Annotated in this window: 14 protein-coding genes and 1 pseudogene; 10 read left to right on the top strand and 5 right to left on the bottom strand. The window is 68.7% G+C overall.

The window, feature by feature from the left end:
- Window positions 1-341: 341 nt before the first annotated feature.
- Complete coding sequence (locus ACP7EY_RS15290; protein WP_426195105.1) at window positions 342-1,334, bottom strand: zinc-dependent alcohol dehydrogenase family protein; 993 nt, start codon at window positions 1,332-1,334, stop codon at window positions 342-344.
- Between the two features lie 229 nt (window positions 1,335-1,563).
- On the opposite strand from ACP7EY_RS15290, the pseudogene ACP7EY_RS15285 reads away from it, so the two are divergent.
- The 3 genes and pseudogenes from ACP7EY_RS15285 (at window position 1,564) to ACP7EY_RS15275 (ending at window position 5,942) form a co-directional block, all read left to right on the top strand.
- Window positions 1,564-2,328, top strand: a pseudogene (locus ACP7EY_RS15285) (ABC transporter ATP-binding protein).
- A gap of 12 nt (window positions 2,329-2,340) precedes the next feature.
- Window positions 2,341-4,713 carry an ABC transporter permease gene (locus tag ACP7EY_RS15280; RefSeq protein ID WP_426195021.1) on the top strand — a complete coding sequence of 791 codons (2,373 nt, stop codon included), beginning with the start codon at window positions 2,341-2,343 and terminating at the stop codon, window positions 4,711-4,713.
- Window positions 4,713-5,942: an efflux RND transporter periplasmic adaptor subunit gene (locus ACP7EY_RS15275; protein ID WP_426195019.1), complete on the top strand. Its 1,230-nt coding sequence runs from the start codon at window positions 4,713-4,715 to the stop codon at window positions 5,940-5,942. Before ACP7EY_RS15280 ends, ACP7EY_RS15275 begins: the two co-directional genes overlap by 1 nt.
- A gap of 101 nt (window positions 5,943-6,043) precedes the next feature.
- On the opposite strand, the gene ACP7EY_RS15270 is transcribed toward ACP7EY_RS15275, so the two are convergent.
- A complete protein-coding gene (locus tag ACP7EY_RS15270; protein WP_426195017.1) occupies window positions 6,044-6,454 on the bottom strand; it encodes a universal stress protein in 411 nt (136 codons plus the stop codon).
- A gap of 228 nt (window positions 6,455-6,682) precedes the next feature.
- Between ACP7EY_RS15270 and ACP7EY_RS15265 the strand changes: the two genes are divergently transcribed.
- Window positions 6,683-7,120, top strand: coding sequence for a universal stress protein (locus tag ACP7EY_RS15265; protein ID WP_426195016.1), 438 nt, complete (start codon window positions 6,683-6,685; stop codon window positions 7,118-7,120).
- Window positions 7,121-7,130: 10 nt separating this feature from the next.
- Complete coding sequence (locus tag ACP7EY_RS15260; RefSeq protein WP_426195015.1) at window positions 7,131-7,589, top strand: universal stress protein; 459 nt, start codon at window positions 7,131-7,133, stop codon at window positions 7,587-7,589.
- Between the two features lie 829 nt (window positions 7,590-8,418).
- Here the strand turns inward: ACP7EY_RS15260 and ACP7EY_RS15255 are convergent.
- Complete coding sequence (locus ACP7EY_RS15255) at window positions 8,419-8,868, bottom strand: Hsp20/alpha crystallin family protein (RefSeq protein ID WP_426195013.1); 450 nt, start codon at window positions 8,866-8,868, stop codon at window positions 8,419-8,421.
- Window positions 8,869-9,164: 296 nt separating this feature from the next.
- Between ACP7EY_RS15255 and ACP7EY_RS15250 the strand changes: the two genes are divergently transcribed.
- From ACP7EY_RS15250 to ACP7EY_RS15235, 4 genes are all read left to right on the top strand, one after another.
- On the top strand, window positions 9,165-9,995 hold the full coding sequence (locus tag ACP7EY_RS15250; RefSeq protein ID WP_426195011.1) for a universal stress protein: 831 nt from the start codon (window positions 9,165-9,167) through the stop codon (window positions 9,993-9,995).
- 59 nt (window positions 9,996-10,054) lie between these two features.
- The gene (locus tag ACP7EY_RS15245; protein ID WP_426195009.1) at window positions 10,055-10,978 is read left to right on the top strand and encodes a universal stress protein; all 924 of its coding nucleotides are present in this window, start codon (window positions 10,055-10,057) and stop codon (window positions 10,976-10,978) included.
- A gap of 291 nt (window positions 10,979-11,269) precedes the next feature.
- On the top strand, window positions 11,270-11,983 hold the full coding sequence (locus tag ACP7EY_RS15240) for a LuxR C-terminal-related transcriptional regulator (RefSeq protein ID WP_426195007.1): 714 nt from the start codon (window positions 11,270-11,272) through the stop codon (window positions 11,981-11,983).
- Window positions 11,964-13,934: a sensor histidine kinase gene (locus ACP7EY_RS15235; protein WP_426195005.1), complete on the top strand. Its 1,971-nt coding sequence runs from the start codon at window positions 11,964-11,966 to the stop codon at window positions 13,932-13,934. The genes ACP7EY_RS15240 and ACP7EY_RS15235 overlap by 20 nt, the downstream gene beginning before the upstream one ends.
- Before the next feature lie 13 nt (window positions 13,935-13,947).
- On the opposite strand, the gene ACP7EY_RS15230 is transcribed toward ACP7EY_RS15235, so the two are convergent.
- Window positions 13,948-15,702, bottom strand: a complete 1,755-nt coding sequence (locus tag ACP7EY_RS15230; RefSeq protein ID WP_426195003.1) for a hypothetical protein — start codon at window positions 15,700-15,702, stop codon at window positions 13,948-13,950.
- Between the two features lie 195 nt (window positions 15,703-15,897).
- Here ACP7EY_RS15230 and ACP7EY_RS15225 point away from each other — a divergent pair, with 195 nt between their 5' ends.
- A complete protein-coding gene (locus ACP7EY_RS15225) occupies window positions 15,898-16,653 on the top strand; it encodes an EpsD family peptidyl-prolyl cis-trans isomerase (RefSeq protein WP_426195001.1) in 756 nt (251 codons plus the stop codon).
- Between the two features lie 95 nt (window positions 16,654-16,748).
- Here ACP7EY_RS15225 and ACP7EY_RS15220 read toward each other — a convergent pair whose 3' ends face one another.
- The gene (locus tag ACP7EY_RS15220; RefSeq protein ID WP_426195000.1) at window positions 16,749-19,427 is read right to left on the bottom strand and encodes a GNAT family N-acetyltransferase; all 2,679 of its coding nucleotides are present in this window, start codon (window positions 19,425-19,427) and stop codon (window positions 16,749-16,751) included.
- Window positions 19,428-19,742 lie beyond the last annotated feature (315 nt).

The following is a 19,742-nucleotide window of genomic DNA, read 5'->3' as shown; positions in this document are numbered from 1 at the left end:
CTGATGCCCTTAGTTTCCAGATATACCTTGATTGCCATGTCGCCTCCCTATGGTGATAGGGAAATTGTGACGGCCGTAGAGCTCGGCAAGTTGCGGTTCAGCATGATTGACGCAGGCAAACATCAAGGCACGCCGTTTCAGCCCACCGGGCCGTGGAGCCCAGCACCGCGTACCCATGCCTGCAGCGCTCGACGGCCGCGCTTGCTCAGCGACAGTCAACTTGATCCGTCACTCTGATAGGGAGGCGGATTTTTTGTGCCGCCCTATCGGGTCTCATAGCATCAAATCTCACGATCTTTCTGGTCGCTTTGTTGGTCTCTGCCCTACAAATCACGCGCCTGCTACGCCCTGTCCCCACCCGGCAGCAACACCGCCGCCCCGTCGATGCGCCCATGGCGCACATCGTCAAGCGCCGTGGCGGCCGCGTCGAGCCGGTAGGGCTGCGGCACCGTGCGCAAGTGGTACTGCGCGGCCAGCCTGAAAAAATCCTCGCCGTCGCGGCGCGTCAGGTTGGCCACCGATTGCAGGCGCCGCTCGCCCCATAGCAAGCGGTAGGGCATGGCGGGGATGTCGCTCATGTGGATGCCTGCGCAGATGATGCTGGCACCCTGGTCGCTGGCGGCCAGCGCGGCCGGCACCAGCGCGCCGTCGGCCGCGAAAATGATGGCCGCGCCCAGCTTTTGCGGCGGCGCCTGGTCCGCCGCGCCCGCCCAGGCCGCACCCAGCGTGCGCGCAAATTGCTGAGAGCGGCTGTCGCCGGGACGGGTAAAGGCAAACACGGTGCGCCCCTGCTGGCAAGCCAACTGGACGATGATGTGGGCGGCCGCGCCGAAGCCGTACAGGCCCAGCGGGCCGTCCGGCGCCGTCATCGCATACGCGCGGTAGCCGATCAGGCCCGCGCACAGCAGCGGCGCCGCATGGCTGTCGTCATAGGCATCGGGCAGCGCAAAACAGTAGCGCTCGTCGGCGGCGGCGAACTCGGCATAACCGCCGTCGCGGTCGTAGCCGGTGAAGCGGGCACGCTCGCACAGGTTCTCGCGCCCCGCGCGGCAAAAGCGGCATACCCCGCAGGTGCCGCCCAGCCACGGCACCCCCACCCGCGCGCCCGCGCCAAAGCGTCGCGCCGCCGTGCCATGGGCCACCACCCGGCCGACAATTTCATGCCCCGGCACCAGCGCTGCGCGCCGCGGCGCCAGCTCACCGTCGAGGATGTGCAGGTCGGTGCGGCAGACGCCGCAGGCGCTCACCTTGATCAGCACGTCGTGTTCGCCCAGCGCAGGCAGGGCCAGCCGCGTCCGTTCAAGACGGCCGTCCACCATCACCATCGCCGCCATCGTTGCCGTGTCCGCCATCGCCCTCCCCTCAAGGCTGCCTGCAGGGGACTTTGCGGCAGCCCCGTTTGGCGTCCTTGAGGTGCATCAAAGTGCATCGGCGGCCGCCCTTGCAGATTGGTGCGACCAGCGAGGGCGGCGCAGGTTCCCGCCGCGCGTATGACGCCGTTCAGCGCGCGCGCCGCCGGCGCTTATACAGTGGAACGGTACGCGGTCATTGACGGAGCACGCCATGCAGCAGGCAGCCAGTAACAGCCAGGCAAGCGCGGTGGCGGCGCCCTGCGGCGGCGCGGGCGCGCCCCTGTTTCGCATCCGCCAGCTGAGTAAAACCTATGGCGAGGGCGCGCTCGCCGTGCAGGCCCTGCGCGGCGTCGATCTCGACGTGGGTGCCGGCGAATTCCTGGTGTTACTGGGCGCCTCCGCCAGCGGCAAATCGACGTTGCTCAATATCCTCGGCGGGCTCGACGTGGCCTCCAGCGGCCAGGTCTGCTTCGGCGACCAGGACCTGAGCGCGGCCGGCGAAGCGGCGCTGACCAGCTACCGGCGCCGCCACGTGGGCTTTGTGTTTCAGTTCTACAACCTCATTCCCAGCCTGACCGTGTCTGAAAACGTCGCCCTCGTGACCGACATCGCCGCCGATCCCATGCCGGTGGCCGACGCCGTCGCCCTGGTGGGGCTGGCCGATCGCAGCGACCATTTTCCCGCCCAGCTCTCCGGCGGCGAGTAGCAGCGGGTGGCGATCGCCCGCGCCATCGTCAAGCGCCCCGACGTGCTGCTGTGCGACGAACCCACCGGCGCGCTCGACTACGCCACCGGCAAACTGGTGCTCGAAGTGATCGAACAGATCAACGTCGAGCTGCATACCACCGCCATCGTCATCACCCACAACGCCGCCATCGCCGCCATGGCCGACCGCGTGATCGGGCTGGGCGACGGCCGTATCGTGCGCATCGACGTCAACCCGCACAAGCTGCATCCGGCCCAGCTGGCATGGTGAGAAAACGGTCCCATGAAAACCCTCGACCGTAAAATGCTGCGCGACCTGCGCCGCATGTGGAGCCAGGCCCTGAGCATCGCGCTGGTGGTCGCCAGCGGGGTGGGCGGCTTTCTCACCAGCCTGTCGGCGGTCGACTCGCTCGAGCGCGCGCGCGACCAGTTCTATGCCAGCGGCCGCTTCGCCGACCTGTTTGTCGCCGTCAAGAACGCCCCGCAGGCACTGGCCGCGCGGCTGCGCGAGGCGCCCGGCGTGGCCGATGTGCAAACCACCCTCGAGCAGGTGGCGCGGGTCGAACTGGCGGGGCTGCCAGACCCCATCATCGGGCAGCTGATCGGCATCGACCGGCGCGCGCCGCACCGCATGAACCTGGTGGCGCTATCGGCCGGCCGCCCCCTGCGCACCGACGCCGCCACCAGCGCCGATGCCGACATCGAAGTGCTGGTGTCGGAGGCGTTCGCCCAGGCGCGCGCGCTGGCGCCGGGCGCGCGCATGTTCGCGCAGGTCAACGGCAAGCGCCGCACCCTGCGCGTGGTGGGCATCGCCCTGTCGCCCGAATTCATCTTCGCCGGCCTGTGGGGCATGCCCGATGCGCGCGGTTTCGGCGTGTTATGGGTCGACCGCGACGTGCTGGCCGCCGCCTACGACATGGTAGGCGCCTTCAACCAGGCGGCCGTCAAACTGGCCCCCGGCGCCCGCGCCGAGGCCACCGTGGCCGCCCTCACCACGCTGGTGGCGCCGTACGGTGGGCGCAGCGTGGCCACCCGCGCCGAGCAGGTGTCGCACGCCATGCTCGAGAACGAACTCAAGCAGCAGCGCCTGATGGGCACCCTGCTGCCCACGATCTTCCTGGCGGTGGCGGCGTTCCTGCTCAATGTCGTCGTCGCCCGCCTGGTCGCCACCCAGCGCGAGCAGATCGCCACGCTCAAGGCGGTCGGCTACGCCAATGCCGCCATCACCGTGCACTACCTGAAGCTGGTGGCACTGATCGTGCTGGCCGGCCTGGTGCTGGGCATCGGCATCGGCAAGGAACTCGGCTACCTGCTCACGCGCCTGTACGCCGAATCGTTCCATTTTCCGAATTTTAACCACCAGCTCACGCCTGGCCGCATCGCCCTGGGCGCCGGCATTACCGCCTTCACCGCCCTGCTGGGCACGGCGCACGCCATCGCCGCCAGCGCGCGCCTGCTGCCGGCCGAGCCGATGCGCCCGCCCGCGCCCGCGCATTACCGCCGGACCATGCTTGAGCGGCTGGGCATCGAACGGCTCGGTACCGCGCTGCGCATGATCCTGCGCAACATGGAGCGGCGCCGGGCCCGCACCGTGCTGGCCGGCGCCGGGGTGGCGGCGGCGGTGGCGATCGTTATCATGGGCAACTTCTTTCGGGATGCCATTGGCGTCATCATCGACACCCAGTTCAACCTGGGCTTGCGCGGCGACATCAGCATGTGGACCGTCGATCCCGTCGACGACCAGGCCCGCCTGCTCCTGGCACGCCTGCCGGGCGTACGCCACGTCGAGTCGATGCGCTTCGTCAACGTCAATGTCGGCAAGCTCCACCAGCGCGAGCGCACCCTGTTGCGCGGCTATGCGGGCCGGCCGGAACTGTACCGGGTGATCGACCTTGCGCAACATGAACTGCTGCTCGAAGGCCGCGGCCTGGTGCTGACCGACCGCCTGGCCGACAAGCTGGGCCTGCAGGTGGGCGACCCGGTCAGGGTGGAGGTCCTCGAAGGCCGGCGGCGCATCCTGAGCGTGCCGCTGGGCGGTACCGTTGACGAAATGTTCGGCATGAATGCCTACATGGAACGGGGCGCGCTCAACCGCCTGCTGGGGGACGGCGACCTGAGCACGGGCTTCGTGCTGTCGGTGGCGCCCGGCATGGCCGAACGGGTGCTGGTGGCCAGCAAGGCGCTGCCCCGCATCGCCGGGGCCTGGAGCAAGGCGACCATGCTCAACAACATGGAGGCGATCACCGCCCGCAACGTGCGCATCATGAGCACCATTTTGACCACCTTCGCCGTCGTCATCGCGGTCGGCGTGGTCTATAACAATGCCCGCATCGCCCTGTCCGAGCGGGCCTGGGAGCTGGCCAGCCTGCGCGTGCTGGGCTTTACCCGCGCTGAGGTGGCGACCATGCTGCTCGGCGAGATCGGCCTGGTGATCGCCGCCGCCGTGCCGGCCGGCATGCTGATGGGGCGCGCACTAGTGGGCCTGCTGGCGCATTGGATGAAATCGGACCAGCTGCATTTTCCGGTGGTGATCGCGCCCGCCACCTACGCGTGGGCCGCGCTGGCGGTGGTGGCGGCCGGCGCCGCCAGCGCGCTGGTGGTGCGGCGCCACATCAACAGCCTGAACCTGGTCGAGGCGCTCAAGGCGCGCGACTGATGAGCACGCGCACGCGCCTGGCACTGGGTGCCGCCGCCGCCGTGCTGGCAGCGGCGCTGGCGTGGGCACTGGCGCCCCGCCCCATCGAGGTCGAGGCGGCCGGCATCACCGTGGGGCAGTTCGAAACGGCCATCGAGGAAGATGGCAAGACCCGCCTGCGCGACGCTTACACGGTGTCGGCGCCGCTGGCCGGACTGCTGCGCCGCATCAGCCTGCGCGAGGGCGACCCGGTAGCGTCCGGCCAGCCGGTGGCGGCCTTGCAGCCGGCCTACGCGCCCCTGCTCGATGAGCGCAGCCGGCGCGAGCAGCAAGCCCGGCTGGGCGCCGCCCGGGCCCAGGTGCGCGCCGCCGATGCGGCGCTCGAACGCAGCGACATCGCCCTGCGGCGGGCGCGCCAGGATGAAGCACGCAGCGCCGGCCTGGCCGCGGGCGGCTTCGTCGCCCCCAGCCGCCTCGAAGCGGACCAGTTGGCCACGCAGGCCGCCCAACGTGAACGCGACAGCGCGGTGGCGCAGCGGCAGATTGCCCTGCACGAGGTGGAACAAAGCCGCGCCGCGCTGGCCGCCACCAGCAGCCTGGCCACGCCAGCGCCATCCGGCGCGGCCGCCGCGCGCGCCGACTTTATCGTTCGCGCGCCGATCGGGGGGCGCGTCACCCGCGTGCTGCAAGCGAGCGAAATGGCCGTGAGCACGGGCACGCCCCTGCTCGAACTGGGCGACCCGGGCCGCCTCGAGGTGGTGGCCGAACTGCTCACCGCCGACGCCATGGCGGCCGGACCCGGCACGCCCGTACGCATCGAACGCTGGGGCGGGCCGCCCCTGAAGGGCGTGGTGCGGCTGGTCGAGCCGGCCGCCTTCACCAAGATTTCCGCGCTGGGCGTCGAGGAGCAGCGGGTGCGCGTACTGATCGACATTCTCGAGCGTCCGCCGGCGCCCCCCGGGATCGCCTACCGCGTCACGGTCCGGGTCGTCACGCTCAGCCGCGAGAGGGTGCGCAAGATTCCCGTCAGCGCGCTGTTTCCCCTCGCCGGGGTTGACGGCGCCAGCGCCGTCTACGCCATCGAGAACGGCCGCGCGCGGCTGCGCCGGGTGCGACTGGGCGGGCGCAACGACCTCGACGCCTGGCTCGAGGACGGCCTGGGCGACGCCGCCCGCGTGATCGTCTATCCGGGCGCCAGTGTGCGGGACGGGGTACGGGTCAGAGAGCGCAGCGTGGCGCCGCCCCCGTGAGCGGCGCCACGGCCGCCTGCGTGCCGCCAGGCGAATCGCTGTTGGCTGTTATTAACGAGCGGCTGGCGCGGCACGCCCACCGGCACGCCGTCAGACCTTGCTTAGCGGAACACCAGCACGGGAACACCGGGGTGGGCCAGCACCTGCGCGGTCTGGCTGCCCAGCGACTGCCCGGGGCTGTTCTGGCGGCCGCGCGCGCCCATGCAGATCAGGTCGGCGCCACCGGCGACGGCAGCCTCGACAATCGCCTGCCACGGCTCGCCCGCCTGCACCACCCTGCCCTCGCAGCGCACGCCCTGGGCGGCGGCCTCGCCTTCGACCTGTTGCAGGATTTGCGCCGCGCGGGCGCGGCCGACGCCGGCATCGGCATCCGTCCCGTCCAGCGAAGGCAATGGCAGCACATGGACCGCTTCCACGCGGGCGCCGCTGGCGGCGGCAAGGCCCAGGCAACGGCGCACCAGCGGCACCATGGTGAGGGCGCCGTCGACGGGCAGCAGGATGTGTTTGAACATGGAGTGGGATTCGCAGTGGTCAGTAAAACGTTGGCTTGCAAGAAAAGGCCGGGCAGCTTGCCCGGCCGCCGTTCGAACGCTTGCGGCGAAACACTGAAAATTGAATCTGTGCAAGCTGACAGCACAAAGAATGCGCCTCGCCGTACTGGAAATGTTTGAGGTGCATCAATTGTATGACAGGTCGGGGCTGTCACACTGGTCATCATCCCAACTGAGACGGAGTACGCCATGTTCAAGCGAATCTTGTTGCCAACTGACGGATCGGCCTTGTCCGAGCGCGCCGTGCTGGCCGGGCTTGCGCTGGCAAAATCCTCCGGCGCCGAGGTTGTCGGGCTGACGGTGGTGCCGGAGTTCCACACCCTGACGCTCGACCCCGACATGCTGGAAGACACGGTAGCACAATTTCACAGCAACGCCGAGGCACGGGCCGGCCGCTTCCTCGAGTTCGTGGCAAGCTCCGCCGCGACCGTTGGCGTCGCCTGCACCAGCGAGCGCGTCACCTCGGACGATCCCTACCGGGCCATCATCGATACGGCAAGGGCGCGCCAGTGCGACCTGGTCGTCATGGCCTCGCACGGCCGCAAGGGCATCAAGGCGGCGCTGCTGGGCAGCGAAACGCAAAAAGTGCTCGTGCACAGCGACATCCCCGTGCTGGTCTACCGCTGAGCACGCCATCATGTACAAGCGCATCCTGTTGCCCACCGATGGTTCCGCCCTGTCCGAGCAGGTTTTTCCGCTGGCGATTGATCTGGCCCGCCAATGGCATAGCGAACTGGTCGCCGTCGCCGTGGCGCAGCCGGCGCTGATATTGCCGCCATCGGAGGCGGCGCTGACCATCGACGTGGTCAGCGAAACGCGCATCATGGTCGAGGTGGCGCGCCAGCATCTCGATAAAATCGTCGTCGCCGCCCGTGCCGCTGGTGTGCCCTGCACCAGCTTCACCATCGTCAGCCACTCGGTCCACAAGGCCCTGCTGGAAGCGGCGCGCGAGCACCAGTGCGACCTGATCGTCATGGCCTCGCACGGCCGCCACGGCTTGAGCCGCCTGCTGGCGGGCAGCCAGACCCAAAAAATCATGACGGAGTCGAGCATACCCGTGCTGGTGCTGCGTCCGCCCGGCGTGGCGGCAGGGTAGCGGCAGTACGCCGGGCGCAAGCCGGGGGGCATCGCCATCGCAGGCACGAGCGGCGCGCACCGGCGGCCCGAAGGCAGATGGCAGATGGCAGATGGCGGATAGCGGATAGCACCACCATGACGATGTGGCGCACGAAAAGCTGGCACGCAGTTAATCGCATCGCGATCAGGCGGGCAAATGAGGAGCGGCGCGACAATCGCGACCCCGTCGGCCAATGGTCCAAGGGGCTGACGATCATGACCCGGTCGCTTAATTGCCCAAGGGGCTGACGAACACAGCCGGGTCGACGAATTGCCCAGGGGCTGACGATCATGACCCGGTCGGCGAATTGCCCACGGCGCCGACGATCACGACCCCGTCGGCTAATTGCCCAAGGGGCTGACCATCGCGCGCCGGGCGCTACATGGGGAACGTGACCCCATTCATATCCCACAACGCCCAAGGATGGCCTACCCGCACCGTGCCCTCACCGGCACGACCACGGCGGTCGCGCGGCGCGTGACTATCGGGCACATATGCTCTGTGTTGTGGATGCGAACCGCGGTGCTTAGGGGGCTGCGTTATGCGTCAGGTGTCGAGTGTCGAGTGTCGAGTGTCGAGTGTCGAGTGTCGAGTGTCGAGTGTCGAGTGTCGAGTGTCGAGTGTCGAGCGTCGAGCGTCGAGCGTCGATTCTGCCAGCTGCCGGGCGTACGCGCTCTGTGCTGTGTCTGCGGTGGGAGGTCGGCCAGTTGACGGGCAGATGCGGTCGGCGTTCTACCGACTGCCGCCCGTCTACGGTCTGCCTGCTGCCTGCTGCGTGCTGCCGGTCCCGCGTGCGGTCGTCACCGCCTCACTGGATGGCCAGCGGCCTGGCACTGCCGCCCGTTTTTTTCGGCAAGGTCAGTTCCAGCACGCCGTCGTGGAACTGGGCCTGGGCCTGGGTGTCATCGACAACTTGCGGCAAAGTGAAGCTGCGGTAGTACTGCCCCCACGAGCGCTCGCTGCACAGGGAGGTGGCACTTTGCTGGTCGCTGCGGGACGCGGTCTGGGCGGCAATGGAGACCTGGTTGCCGTCGATGTTGACCTTGATGTCGTCTTTCTTGATGCCGGGCAGATCGGCCACGACCTTGTAAGCCTGATCGGACTCGGTCACGTCCATGCGGATGTGCGGTGACAGATCGGCCGCCCCCATCAGCGAGGGCATGCGCATGGTGGAAAAGAAATCGTCGATGTTGCGGAAGGGATCGGCGCTCAGCATGCGTGAAATCGGATCGAAACGTGTCAGTGAACTGGCCATCATGGATCTCCAGAAAAATGCGGACCATCAGAGAGGGGAACGGGCATCGCTGCGCTTGCGGCACCCGCAGGAGAGTGATCGTACCCGTTCAGGACAGCGTTCAAATATGAGGTACATCAATGCCTTGCCACCTTGCTGCGGGTTTAGCTTGCGTCCTGACAAGGCGGCTTCGCAGCACGGGGGGCTTTTGATGTGCCTCAAAAACGGCAAAACTAGCGGCGCAAAGCGAGGGGAAGCGCTGGACCGCGGCGGCGCCCCGCCGTACGCTTGACACATCCAAATCGTTACGAGGTCCCCCAATGAGCTACAAGACCATCGTCGTCCATGTTGATTCTTCGTCCCATGCCGATGCCCGCATGCACCACGCGGCCCGGCTGGCGGCCACCTTCGACGCGCACCTGGTGGGCAGCGCCTTTTCCGGGCTGTCGCGCTATGCGGGCAGCGAAGTCAGTATCGATCTGGCGATCATGGCGCCGCAGGAATATGCCCTCATCGGCCAGCGCAATGAAGCGGCGCTGGCGCGCTTCGAGGCCATCGCCGCGGGCGAAGGGGTGAGCAGCGTCGAGCGCCGGCTGATGGAGGACGATCCGGCCGGCGGCCTGGCCCTGCAGGCACGCTACGCCGACCTGGTGGTGGTGAGCCAGACCGACCTGGACGAACCGGCCTCGAGCCACCTGATCGGCGGCCTGCCCGAACAGGTCGTCCTCGATGGCGGCCGGCCAGTGCTGATCCTGCCCTACGCCGGCCAGTTCGCCCGCATCGGCAGCAAGGTGCTGGTGGCCTGGGATGGCAGCCTCGAAGCGACCCATGCGGTCTACAACGCGCTGCCGCTGCTGCGTTCGGCGGCGCTGGTGTCCGTGGTGGAGTTCAACCGCGGCGTCGCCCGCGGCCGCGAGCCTGGTGCCGACCTGGCCTTGTACCTGGCGCGCCAGGGCGTGCGCTGCGCGGTCAGCTGCGCCGTCGAGCCCATCCGCGACGGCGAAAGCCTGCTGTCACAGGCCGCCGACCTGCAGGCCGACCTGATCGTCATGGGCGGCTACGGCCACTCGCGCTTCCGCGAAATCATGCTGGGCGGCGTCACCGAGACCGTCCTCGCCAGCATGACGGTGCCCGTGCTGATGTCGCACTAAGTGCCTAACCGAAAGCGGCCTCGCCAGGAACAACAACGCCAACATCGATCGGGTGATCCATGGCCCTCAAAACCATCGTCGTGCATGCCGACCTGTCGCGCCACGCGCCCGCCCGCATCGCCATGGCGGTGGCGCTGGCAACGGCGCACGGGGCGCACCTGACCGGCGCCGCCGCCACCGGGGTGTCGGCGCTGGTGTTTCCAAGCGGCCCGAGCGGCCTGCCGGGCGGGGTGCTCGACGCCTATTTTGGCGCCTTACGCGATCAACTCAACAGCGCCCTCGATGCCTTCGAACGGGCCGTCGCGCCCACCGGCCTGTCCTACGACAAGCGCCTGTTAATCGACGACGCCGGCAATGCCCTGGCCGCGCAGGCGCGCTACGCCGACCTGCTGGTGCTCAGCCTGGACGACCGCGACGAAGCGCTGGCCCACGACGACGCGCGCTTGCCCGACTACGCGATCGTCAACGCGCCGCGCGCCGTGCTGCTGGTGCCGGCCACGCCCGCCCCTGCCACCCCTGCCGCATTAAATGCATCAGCAACATCAGCCGTCCCCACCGCGCCTGCAAGGGCAAGCGTGCCCCAGTCCATCCTGATCGCCTGGAACGACAGCCGCCAAGCCGCCGCCGCGGTCGGCCACGCCCTGCCCCTGTTGCAGCAGGCCCGCAGCGTCGTCGTCGCCACCTTCAGCGAAGATCACCCGGGGCTCGTCAGCGCCAGCGCCACTGCCGACGGCGCAGCGGCCACGCCCGGCGCCGCCCTGCTGGCCTACTTGCGGCGGCATGGCGTGAACGCCCGTCTCGACGCGCGCACCGAAGCGGTCGACATGGGCCACGCCATCCTCACGCTGGCCGGCAATCTGGGCGCCGATCTGATCGTGGCGGGCTGCTACGGCCATTCACGGCTGCGCGAATTGTGCCTTGGCGGGGTCAGCCGCACGCTGCTGCGGACCAGCCCCGTTGCGCTGATGATGGCGCACCTGTAATCGACTGCGCCAGCCGATCGAGGCCAGCAGCGGCCGCGCCGGCGACGCCCTCGCCGCGGACGAGCGCGGACGAGCACGGACATCAAACAGCAAGCGCTGCAAAGCCCGCTGGCGCTGCGCCGCCAGTAACCATGAGTTCCTCCTGGATACGAATTATCTAAAGTACAATGCTGCTCAGTTCAAAGTGACCGCCCGCGCCGCTTTTCGCCCTGCCGTCGCCTTTCACGTGAAGTGCCTGTTGCGCCACCCCGGGGGCGCAACAGGCACTTCCACCGCAACAGGACAGCCTCCATGTCGGACCATTCCCTCGCCGCGCACATCCACATCGTCCTGGTCGAGGATGACGCCGGGGTGAGCGCCGCGTTCGAGCAGGCCGTCAGCCAGGCGCCGGACATGACGCTGGCCTGGGTGGCCGGCACCCGGGCGCTGGCCGGGCCGCCGGCCGACGTGCTGGTGGCCGACCTGGGCCTGCCAGACGGTTCGGGGATCGACGTGATCCGCGCTGCGCGCGCGTGCTGGCCCGACTGCGCCATCATGGTCAACACCACCTTCGGCGACGAACTGAGCGTGATCGGCTCCATCGAGGCCGGCGCCAATGGCTACCTGCTCAAGGACAGCACCGCCGAAACCATGCTGCGCGACATCCGCATCCTGCACGCGGGCGGCAGCCCGATCAGCCCCAGGATCGCGTGCCAGATGCTGCTCCGCTTTCGCCAGGACGGGGCCGCCGCCGCGCCGCCAGTGGCCCCGGCCGGGCTTGCCGCTGGGCCCACGCGCACGCGCGCGCCCGACGGCGCCGCCGTGCCGGTGACGCTGTCGAGCCGGGAGCAGGAAGTGCTCGAATTGATCACCAAGGGATTTACCTACGACGAAATCGCCAGGCTGATGCAGGTGTCGCGCCATACCGTCATGACGTTCGTGCGCCGCATCTATACCAAGCTCCAGGTCAAGTCCAAGGTCGAGGCCATCTACGAAGCGCGCCTGCATGGCCTGCTGGCCCCGTAGCCCGGCCTGGCGGCGTTGCTGCCGTGCCTGGCTGGCGTGCTGGACCCTGCTGCTGGCCGGGACGCTGGCGCACGCCGCCACGCCCGAGGCCATGCACCTGCTCGTGGCCGAGATGCTCACCGAAGCGACCGTCGGCTTTGCCGCGCCGCCGTACGCGATCGCGCCTGGCGCGCCCGTGGGCGGCTGGCGCAGCGTGCCCTTGCCGCATGCGCCCCGCCTGCTCGGCTTGCAACGCGGCAACGCGCAGGCGCGCCCGGGCGACGCGACGCCCACCCAGCTCACCTGGTACAGGCTGCGCGTACCGCCCTTGCCTGCCGCCCCCGCCGCCGGCGGCGCGCGTTTTTTGTACATCCCGCGCTGGAAAAGCGACGGCCTGATCGGCGTCTACGGCGACGGCCGCCTGCTGTACCAGTCGCACTCGCATTCGCAGTGGAACGGCTCCGAACGCCCCTTGATGATCGCGCTCGACGCCTATGCGGGCGTGGCGCTGCCGCGCGAGATCGTGATCCGCATGCAGCACGTCGCCGGCGCCGGCGGCGCGCTGTCGTCGGTGTGGGTGGGCACCGAGGCGGCCATCGGCTGGCGCTTCCAGCTGCGCGAGGCGCTGCAGGTGCGCCTGCCGGCCATCGCCAACGCGGCCTGGATGGCGCTGGGCGTGTTTGCCCTGCTGGTCTGGCTCAAGCGCCACCGCGACCCCATTTACCTGTATTTTTTCCTGATCGCCGCACTGTCTTACCTGCACCGCCTGAACAATCCGGCCGGCTCGGCGCGCCTGCCCGTGGCCGACGCCTGGTTTGACTGGCTGACCATCAACGCCGGCTTCTGGAAGATGGCAGTGGCCTACCTGTTCATCACCCATGTGCGCCAGCACGTGCAGCCGCGCATGGCCAGGCTGGTGGCGGGCACGATCGTCGCTGCGGCACTGCTCACGCTGCCGCTGGCGGGTCTGGCGCAAGCCCGTTTTGCCGTCCCGCTGGCCTACCTGTCGATCATGCTGGTCGCCAACGTGGTGTTCGGCGTCGGCCTCGTGCAGTTCTGGCGCCTGCGCCTGCGCGAGGGCGTGCTGCTGACCGGATGGGCGCTGTTGAGCCTGGAATCGGGCGTGTACGACTTCCTCATGCGCAGCAACCTGGTCGGCATCGAGGGCGTGTACCTCAATCCCTACGCCGACGCCGGCGCCTTCCTGATCTTCAGCTACGTCATGTACACGCGCTATATCCGCGCGCATGAAGAAGTAGCGCGCACCAACGCCGGCCTGGCCGAGCGCCTGCGCGCGCGCGACATCGAGCTCACCCGCACCCATGAGCAACTGCGCGCGGCCGAGCAGGATGCGCTGCTCGACCGCGAACGCCAGCGCATGACCGAAGACATGCACGACGGCCTGGGCTCGTCCCTGGTCAGCGCGCTGCGGGTGGTGGAACGGGGCCGACTCGACGCCGGCCAGATGGCCGCCGTGCTGCGCGACTGCATCGACGACCTCAAGCTGGCCATCGACTCGATGGAAGTGGTCGATGCCGACTTGCTGTTGCTGCTGGCCACGCTGCGCTTCCGGCTGGCGCCGCGGCTCGACAGCGCCGGCATCGCGCTGCGCTGGGACATCGTCGACGTGCCGCCGCTGGACTGGCTCACGCCCGGCGCGGCGCTGCACATCCTGCGCATCCTGCAGGAAGCCATCACCAACATCATCAAGCACGCCGGCGCCAGCGAAATCCGGGTGGCCACCGCCGTCGACGCCGACTCCGAGGCGGTGCTCGTCAGCGTGGGCAACGACGGCGCGCCGTTCGACCTGGCGCGTGCGCTCGCCAGCGGCGGCAAGGGCTTGAACAACCAGTTGCGCCGCGCCGGCATGATCGGTGCCACCTTGCAGTGGGAAAGCTGCGCGGGCGCGACGGGCGTCGCCACCATGCTGTTGCGCCTGCCGCTGCGGCAGTCCGCCAGGCCCGGCGTTTAGCCCATCGAGGGCCTCAGCGCGCCTTGCGAGCGCGGCTGATCAACAAGCCGGCGGCGCCGATCAGCAGCAGCCATACCGAACCAGCCTCGGGAACCGTGGCAGGATCGTTCTGCGCCGGGTCCGATTCGAAGCGGGTGATCGTGTTAAATCCCAGCGAGGTATCGGCACTGCGTCCGGCGACCCGGGTTGACGCGATGGGCTTTTCAATATCGAGGACGCACTGGTTCTTCGAGTCGATCAGCCCGTCGATCTGCAGGCCACCGCAGGCCGCCGTGGTTTGCTCGTAGGTGAGCAGATCGATGGTGGTTTTCCCCGTGAAGTGGCTGGTGTCGGCAATACTGTAGGTTTCGCTGAGCAGCGTGCCCGTATTGGGCGTGCCGTCCGCGTTCGACAGGTAGACCAGGTTGATGTTCTCGCCGCTTTCGATGGTGACGCTGGTGCCGAGCGCGATGACCAGATCCTTCCAGTTGTAATCGACAATCCCTGATGGCTTGGCCTTGCTGTAGCGCAGGTTGACCATCCCGACCGGCTCGCTGAAGGTGAGCGTCGCCTGCAGCGTTGGCGTAAATGAATACGACTGGGTCACCGTCACATCGTCATTGATGGTGGCGTTGACGGTGGTGAACTGGGCTTCGGCGACGGTACCCGTGTAGTAGGTGCCGATCGGCAGGTCGGTGCTGAAGATGCTGCCGACAACGGGGATCAGCTCGAGCGGCGCGGCGATGGTCGACAGCAGTGTCTGCGTGGCCTTGTAGGAAAACTTCTGGCCGTCGAAGCTGGCGCTGGTGCCGTCGAGCGTGCTGCCCTCCACGGTCAGTCCCGGCACACCCTGTTTGAGATCGGCCTGGCTTTGGATCACGGGCGCACCCAGCACCGAAAACATGTATTTCCTGGTCGAGTCGACGGTGGCAAGCTCCACCGACGTATCCTTCACGCCTGCCCCCGGGATGCTGACCGACTGGCAACTGCCGGTCACGCACAGCTTGGCGGAATAGCTGTTATTGACCGCGATATTGGCCGTGGCCGACGCCTTTGTGGTGGGGGCCGAGGTCGTCAGCGTGGCGCCGGCGGCAATGGTCGCGTTGAAACTCGCCTGGAAAGCGCTGGTGCCCAGCAGGGGGAGCAGGTCGATGGTTTTTTTGCTGGGATCGCCCGACGTGACACCGGTGTAGTAGTCGTGATCGAGGATCGAGGTCTGCGTTGTCAAGGAGAGGGTCGATGTCACCGGCAAGTTTGCCGTCACGGTCGATTGGCCGACGCTGGCAGAGAGCGTGGCGCCTACCTTCCCGGACGAGGTCGCCGTGACGGAGGCGCCATTGCGGGTATCGGCGATCACGGCCGGCGTGCCCGGAATGCCGGGGATGGTGTAGCCGGGCACGGCGGGCGTGATCGTCGTCGCGGGGGAGCAGATGCCCAGCACGCAGAAGCCGGGAATGACCACTGCCGGAATCCCCGGCACCACCACTGCCGGCGTGCCGGGCGTGGCGGGCACGATGACGGTGTGCTGATCGCCCGTCATCAGGCTGGTCGTGTTCGACTGGTTGGTCCAGCTCGTGCCCTTGAATACGGGGGCAAGGTTCACGTCCGTGCCGGCGCTCTTGCCACTGCTGGTGAACACATAGCTGTTGCTGATGATCTGATCGGCGCAGGCCAGACTGGACGCGCCGAGGCCCGCAGCAAGCAAGGCGGCGACCGTCAGCGTGTGCGTGAGCCCAGGCAGGCAGTGCGCGGGGGCCGTCTTGAGGACGGTGGGGCAACGGTGTGGCATGTGATTTCCTTGTGATATTTAAATGACATCGAATCGCATCCTATGCCCGCCGCCTGGCGCCGTCTGTCGCACGAAATAGCGACAGACGCCCGTGCACAATCTGAATAAAATGACAATTTCACCGGCATGGCACAGCGCGCCGCATCGTGCCGCCATGGCGTTCATTTCCCGAATTTCTTACCAAGGATGGTGCCGATGGATTTCACACTGTGCGCACGCAGGCGGGCCGTATTGCTGCCGGGGCTGCTGCTGGGCTTGCTGCTGGGCTGCGGCAAGGCCCCCGTCACGACGGGCGCCAGCGCGCCGGCCGCCGCCGCCGTTGAACCAGGCCCGCAACAGCTATTGAGCAACGCGGCCGTGCAGGCGCGCCTCGATCAGCGGCCCGACGTCGTCAGCGCACTCGAGCAAGCACGCCGCGCCGTGCTGGTGCGCGCCTACACCGACAGCATTGCCAGCGGCATCGCCCAGCCATCGGACGAGCGCGTGCAGGGCTATTTCACCGCCCACCCGGAACTGTTTGCGCACCGGCGCATTTATCGTTTGCAGGAAATTGTCGTTCCAAAGCTGCCGGCCAATTCCGACGAGCTGGTCAGGTCGCTCAGCCTGCTCAAAACCTATCAGCAAGTGGCCGACAAGCTCGCCTCGCTCAAGATCGCCTACACCACCGCGGTGGCGCTCAAGCCCGTCGAGAGCCTGCCTGCCGATCTCTTGCGTGAAATGCTGACAATGAAAAATGGCGATGCCTTCGTGATCGAGAAAGACGGCGGTGTCGCGTTCATGCAGATTACCGGCGTCGAAGAGCAGCCGGCTACCCTGGGCCAGGCCAGCGCGGCCATCTCCGCCTTATTGCGCACGCAAGACATTGCCGAAGCGATGCGGGGCGAACTGGCAAGGCTGCAAGCCGGCGCGAAAGGCGAAGCCATCGCCGCCAATGGGGCGCCCGCGCGCTGACCTGGCCCGTCGCAGGCAGCTGAGCGGATGGGGCCGACCGAAGGGGGCCATCGACGGCCGCCGCTAGATCCGTGGCGACGCCCTGGTCGGCCGCTTTAGCCAGGCACCAGCGCGCCTAGTGGCAAGCTCATCTCCACCATGCCGTCGCCGCACGGCACCACCATGAAGCCCCTGCTCCGGGCCAGTGCCTGCATGGCGGCGTTGTCGACCAGGGTCAGCCCCTTGAGCAACTGCAGGCCACGCTGGCGGCAGTAGTCGAGCAGGCAGTCGAACAGCAGGCCACCCAGGCCGCACCCCTTGAGGTCGCTGCGCACGACAATGGCGAACTCGCCGCTGATGTTGTCGGGGTCGACCGCAACCCGGGCCACGCCGATGGTTTCGCTGCCGCCGCCGGCCCGTTCTCGGGTGGCGATGAAGGCCATTTCGCGGGCGTAGTCGATCTGGGTAAAGCGCGCCAGCTGGGCCGGCGACAGCGCGGCCACCGCGCCGAACATGCGCATGTGGATGTCCTGAGCGCTCAGGTGTCCGAAAAACGCCACGTGGGCCGGCGCGTCCTCGGGGCGGATGGGGCGCAGGCACAGGGGGCCCGCAGCACTGTCGACATGGCGCTCGAGCTGGCGCGGATACGGCAGGATGGCCAGCCGGGTCAAGGCGTCGGTACCGGCCGCCACCGGCGACAGGCGCATGCGGGCGTCGAGCGCGATGACGCCGTCGGCATCGGCCAGCAGGGGGTTGATGTCGAGCTCGACGAGCGCTGGCAGGTCGGCGGCCATCTGGCCCAGCCCGATCAGGACGTCGGCGATGGCGTCGAGGTCGGCCGGCGGGCGATGGCGAAACCCGGCCAGCAGGCGCGCCACGCGGGTGCGGCTGATCAGGTCGGCAGCGAGCACCCGGTTCAGCGGCGGCAAGCCCACGCTCTGGTCGGCGGTGGCCTCCACCGCCACCCCGCCCTGGCCAAACAGCACCACCGGCCCGAACACGGGATCATTGCCGATGCCGGCGATCAGTTCGATGGCGTCGCCCCGCCGCACCATCGCCTGCACCGCGTAGCCGCTGATGCGCGCCTGCGGGCGCAGCTGGCGCAGCCTGGCCGCCATGGCGTCGAGGGCGGCGCCGACGGCGGCGTCACTGGCGAGGTTGAGGGCGACCCCGCCCACGTCGGACTTGTGGGTGACGTCGGGCGAGACCAGCTTGAGCGCGACCGGGTAGCCGATCGCGCGCGCCGCTACCAGCGCCGAGGGCGTGTCTGTGACGACGCGGGTGGTGGCGACGGCGATACCGTACAGGGCCAGCAGCGCCTTGGTGTCGGCGTCGCCGACGGCGCCGGGCGGCAGCGCCGCCACCAGCGCCCTGGCGGCATCGCGGTCCGGCGCCGGCAGCTCGCTGGCGGCGGGCACCTGCATCAACAGGGCCTGGCAGCTGCGATAGTTGCTCAGTTGCAGATGGCCGCTGACGGCCGCCTCGGGCGTGTCGAACCAGGCCACGCCCGCCTCGTCGAACAGGGCGCGCGCCGCCGCCACGCTGGCGCCGCCCATCCAGCAGCAGTAGACGGCGCGCGCGCCCTCGGTGATCAAGGGCAGCACCGCGGCGGCGATGGCGGCGCTGCCGACGATGGCGGTGGGGGCATGGATGAGCAGCACGGCGTCGACCTCGGCAGCGGCCAGCAGGATGCGCAGCGCCGCCACGTAACGATCGACGGGGGCGTCGCCGATGATGTCGACGGGATTGGCGCCCGACCAGCTCGCCGGCAGCAACGCGCCCAGTTGCGCGATGGTGGCCGGCGCCAGTTCGGCCAGCGTGCCGCCGCCGGCGCCCAGCGCGTCGGTGGCCATCACGCCGGGCCCGCCGCCGTTGGTCAGAATGGCCAGGCGCGGGCCACGCGCGCGCGCGCGGTGGCCGAGCAGGGTGACGGCGTCGAACAGCTCGGCGGTGGTGTGCACGCGCAGCATGCCGGCCCGGCGCAGCGCGGCGTCGACCACCAGGTCGGCGCCGGCCAGCGCGCCCGTGTGGCTGAAGGCGGCGCGCGCCGCTTCACGGCTGCGGCCGGCCTTGACGATGAGGGTCGGCTTGGCGCGGGCGGCGCCGCGCGCGGCCGACATGAACTTGCGCGCCTGGCGCACGCTTTCGGCGTACAGCAGGATGGCGTCGGTCTGCGGATCGGCGGCCAGGTAGTCGAGCAGGTCGCCGAAGTCGATGTCGCTGCCGTCACCGATCGAGATGAAACACGAAAAACCGATGCGCCGTTCGCCCGCCCAGTCGAGCACGGCGGTGACGAGCGCGCCCGACTGGGCGACGAAGGCGAGCCGCCCTGGCAGCGCGGCGGCGGGAGCGAAGCTGGCGTTCAGGCCGATCGACGGCACCAGCAGGCCCACGCAATTGGGGCCGAGGATGCGCAGCAGGTAGGGCCGGGCGGCGGCCAGCATGGCCGCGCGCAAGGGGGCGCCGTCGGCGCCGGCGGCGTCGAGGCCATTGCTGAGCACCACGGCGGCGCGGCAACCGGCCGCGCCCAGTTCGGCGATCAGGCCGGGCACGCTGGCGGCCGGGGTGCAAATGAGCGCCAGTTCCGGCACCGCGGGCAAGTCGGCCACGCGGGCAAACGCCGGCTGCCCGCCGACCCGGTCGTGGCGCCGGTTGACGGGCCACACGGGACCGGCGAAACCGCCCCCGCGCAGGTTGGCCCAGACCGTGGCACCGACGCTGCCGGCCCGGTCGGAGGCGCCGATCACGGCCACGGAGGCGGGGCGCATCAGATGATCAAGGTTGCGAATGCTCATGACGGTCCCTGCCGGCCAATGAAGCCCCCAGAGTACCGCAGCGGACGTGATCAAACCCTTGAGGGACATCAAATTCACTAAGAACCTATCCCGGTAGGTCGGAGTCGCTGCTTGCGCGCCTGGCAACCGATGGCGGCGTTGCTCGTCTTCGCATGGCTCGCCATGCGTCATCCTCGCGCCTTGCCCTCGGCTGCCATGCATCGCAATCCGCTTCCTCCTACCTACCGAGATAGGTTCTAAGAAACTAATTGCGATTACGCAAAACGGCCCGTCCCCTCCTCGTGCATTTTCTCGCGCACAGTTGATGTACCTCCA

It is taken from the genome of Massilia sp. DWR3-1-1 (assembly GCF_049898325.1).
In the GTDB taxonomy this organism is placed as follows: domain Bacteria; phylum Pseudomonadota; class Gammaproteobacteria; order Burkholderiales; family Burkholderiaceae_D; genus JAFCUW01.
The sequence above is the reverse complement of the archived record's forward strand: the minus strand, read 5'-3'. Positions and strand labels throughout refer to the sequence as shown.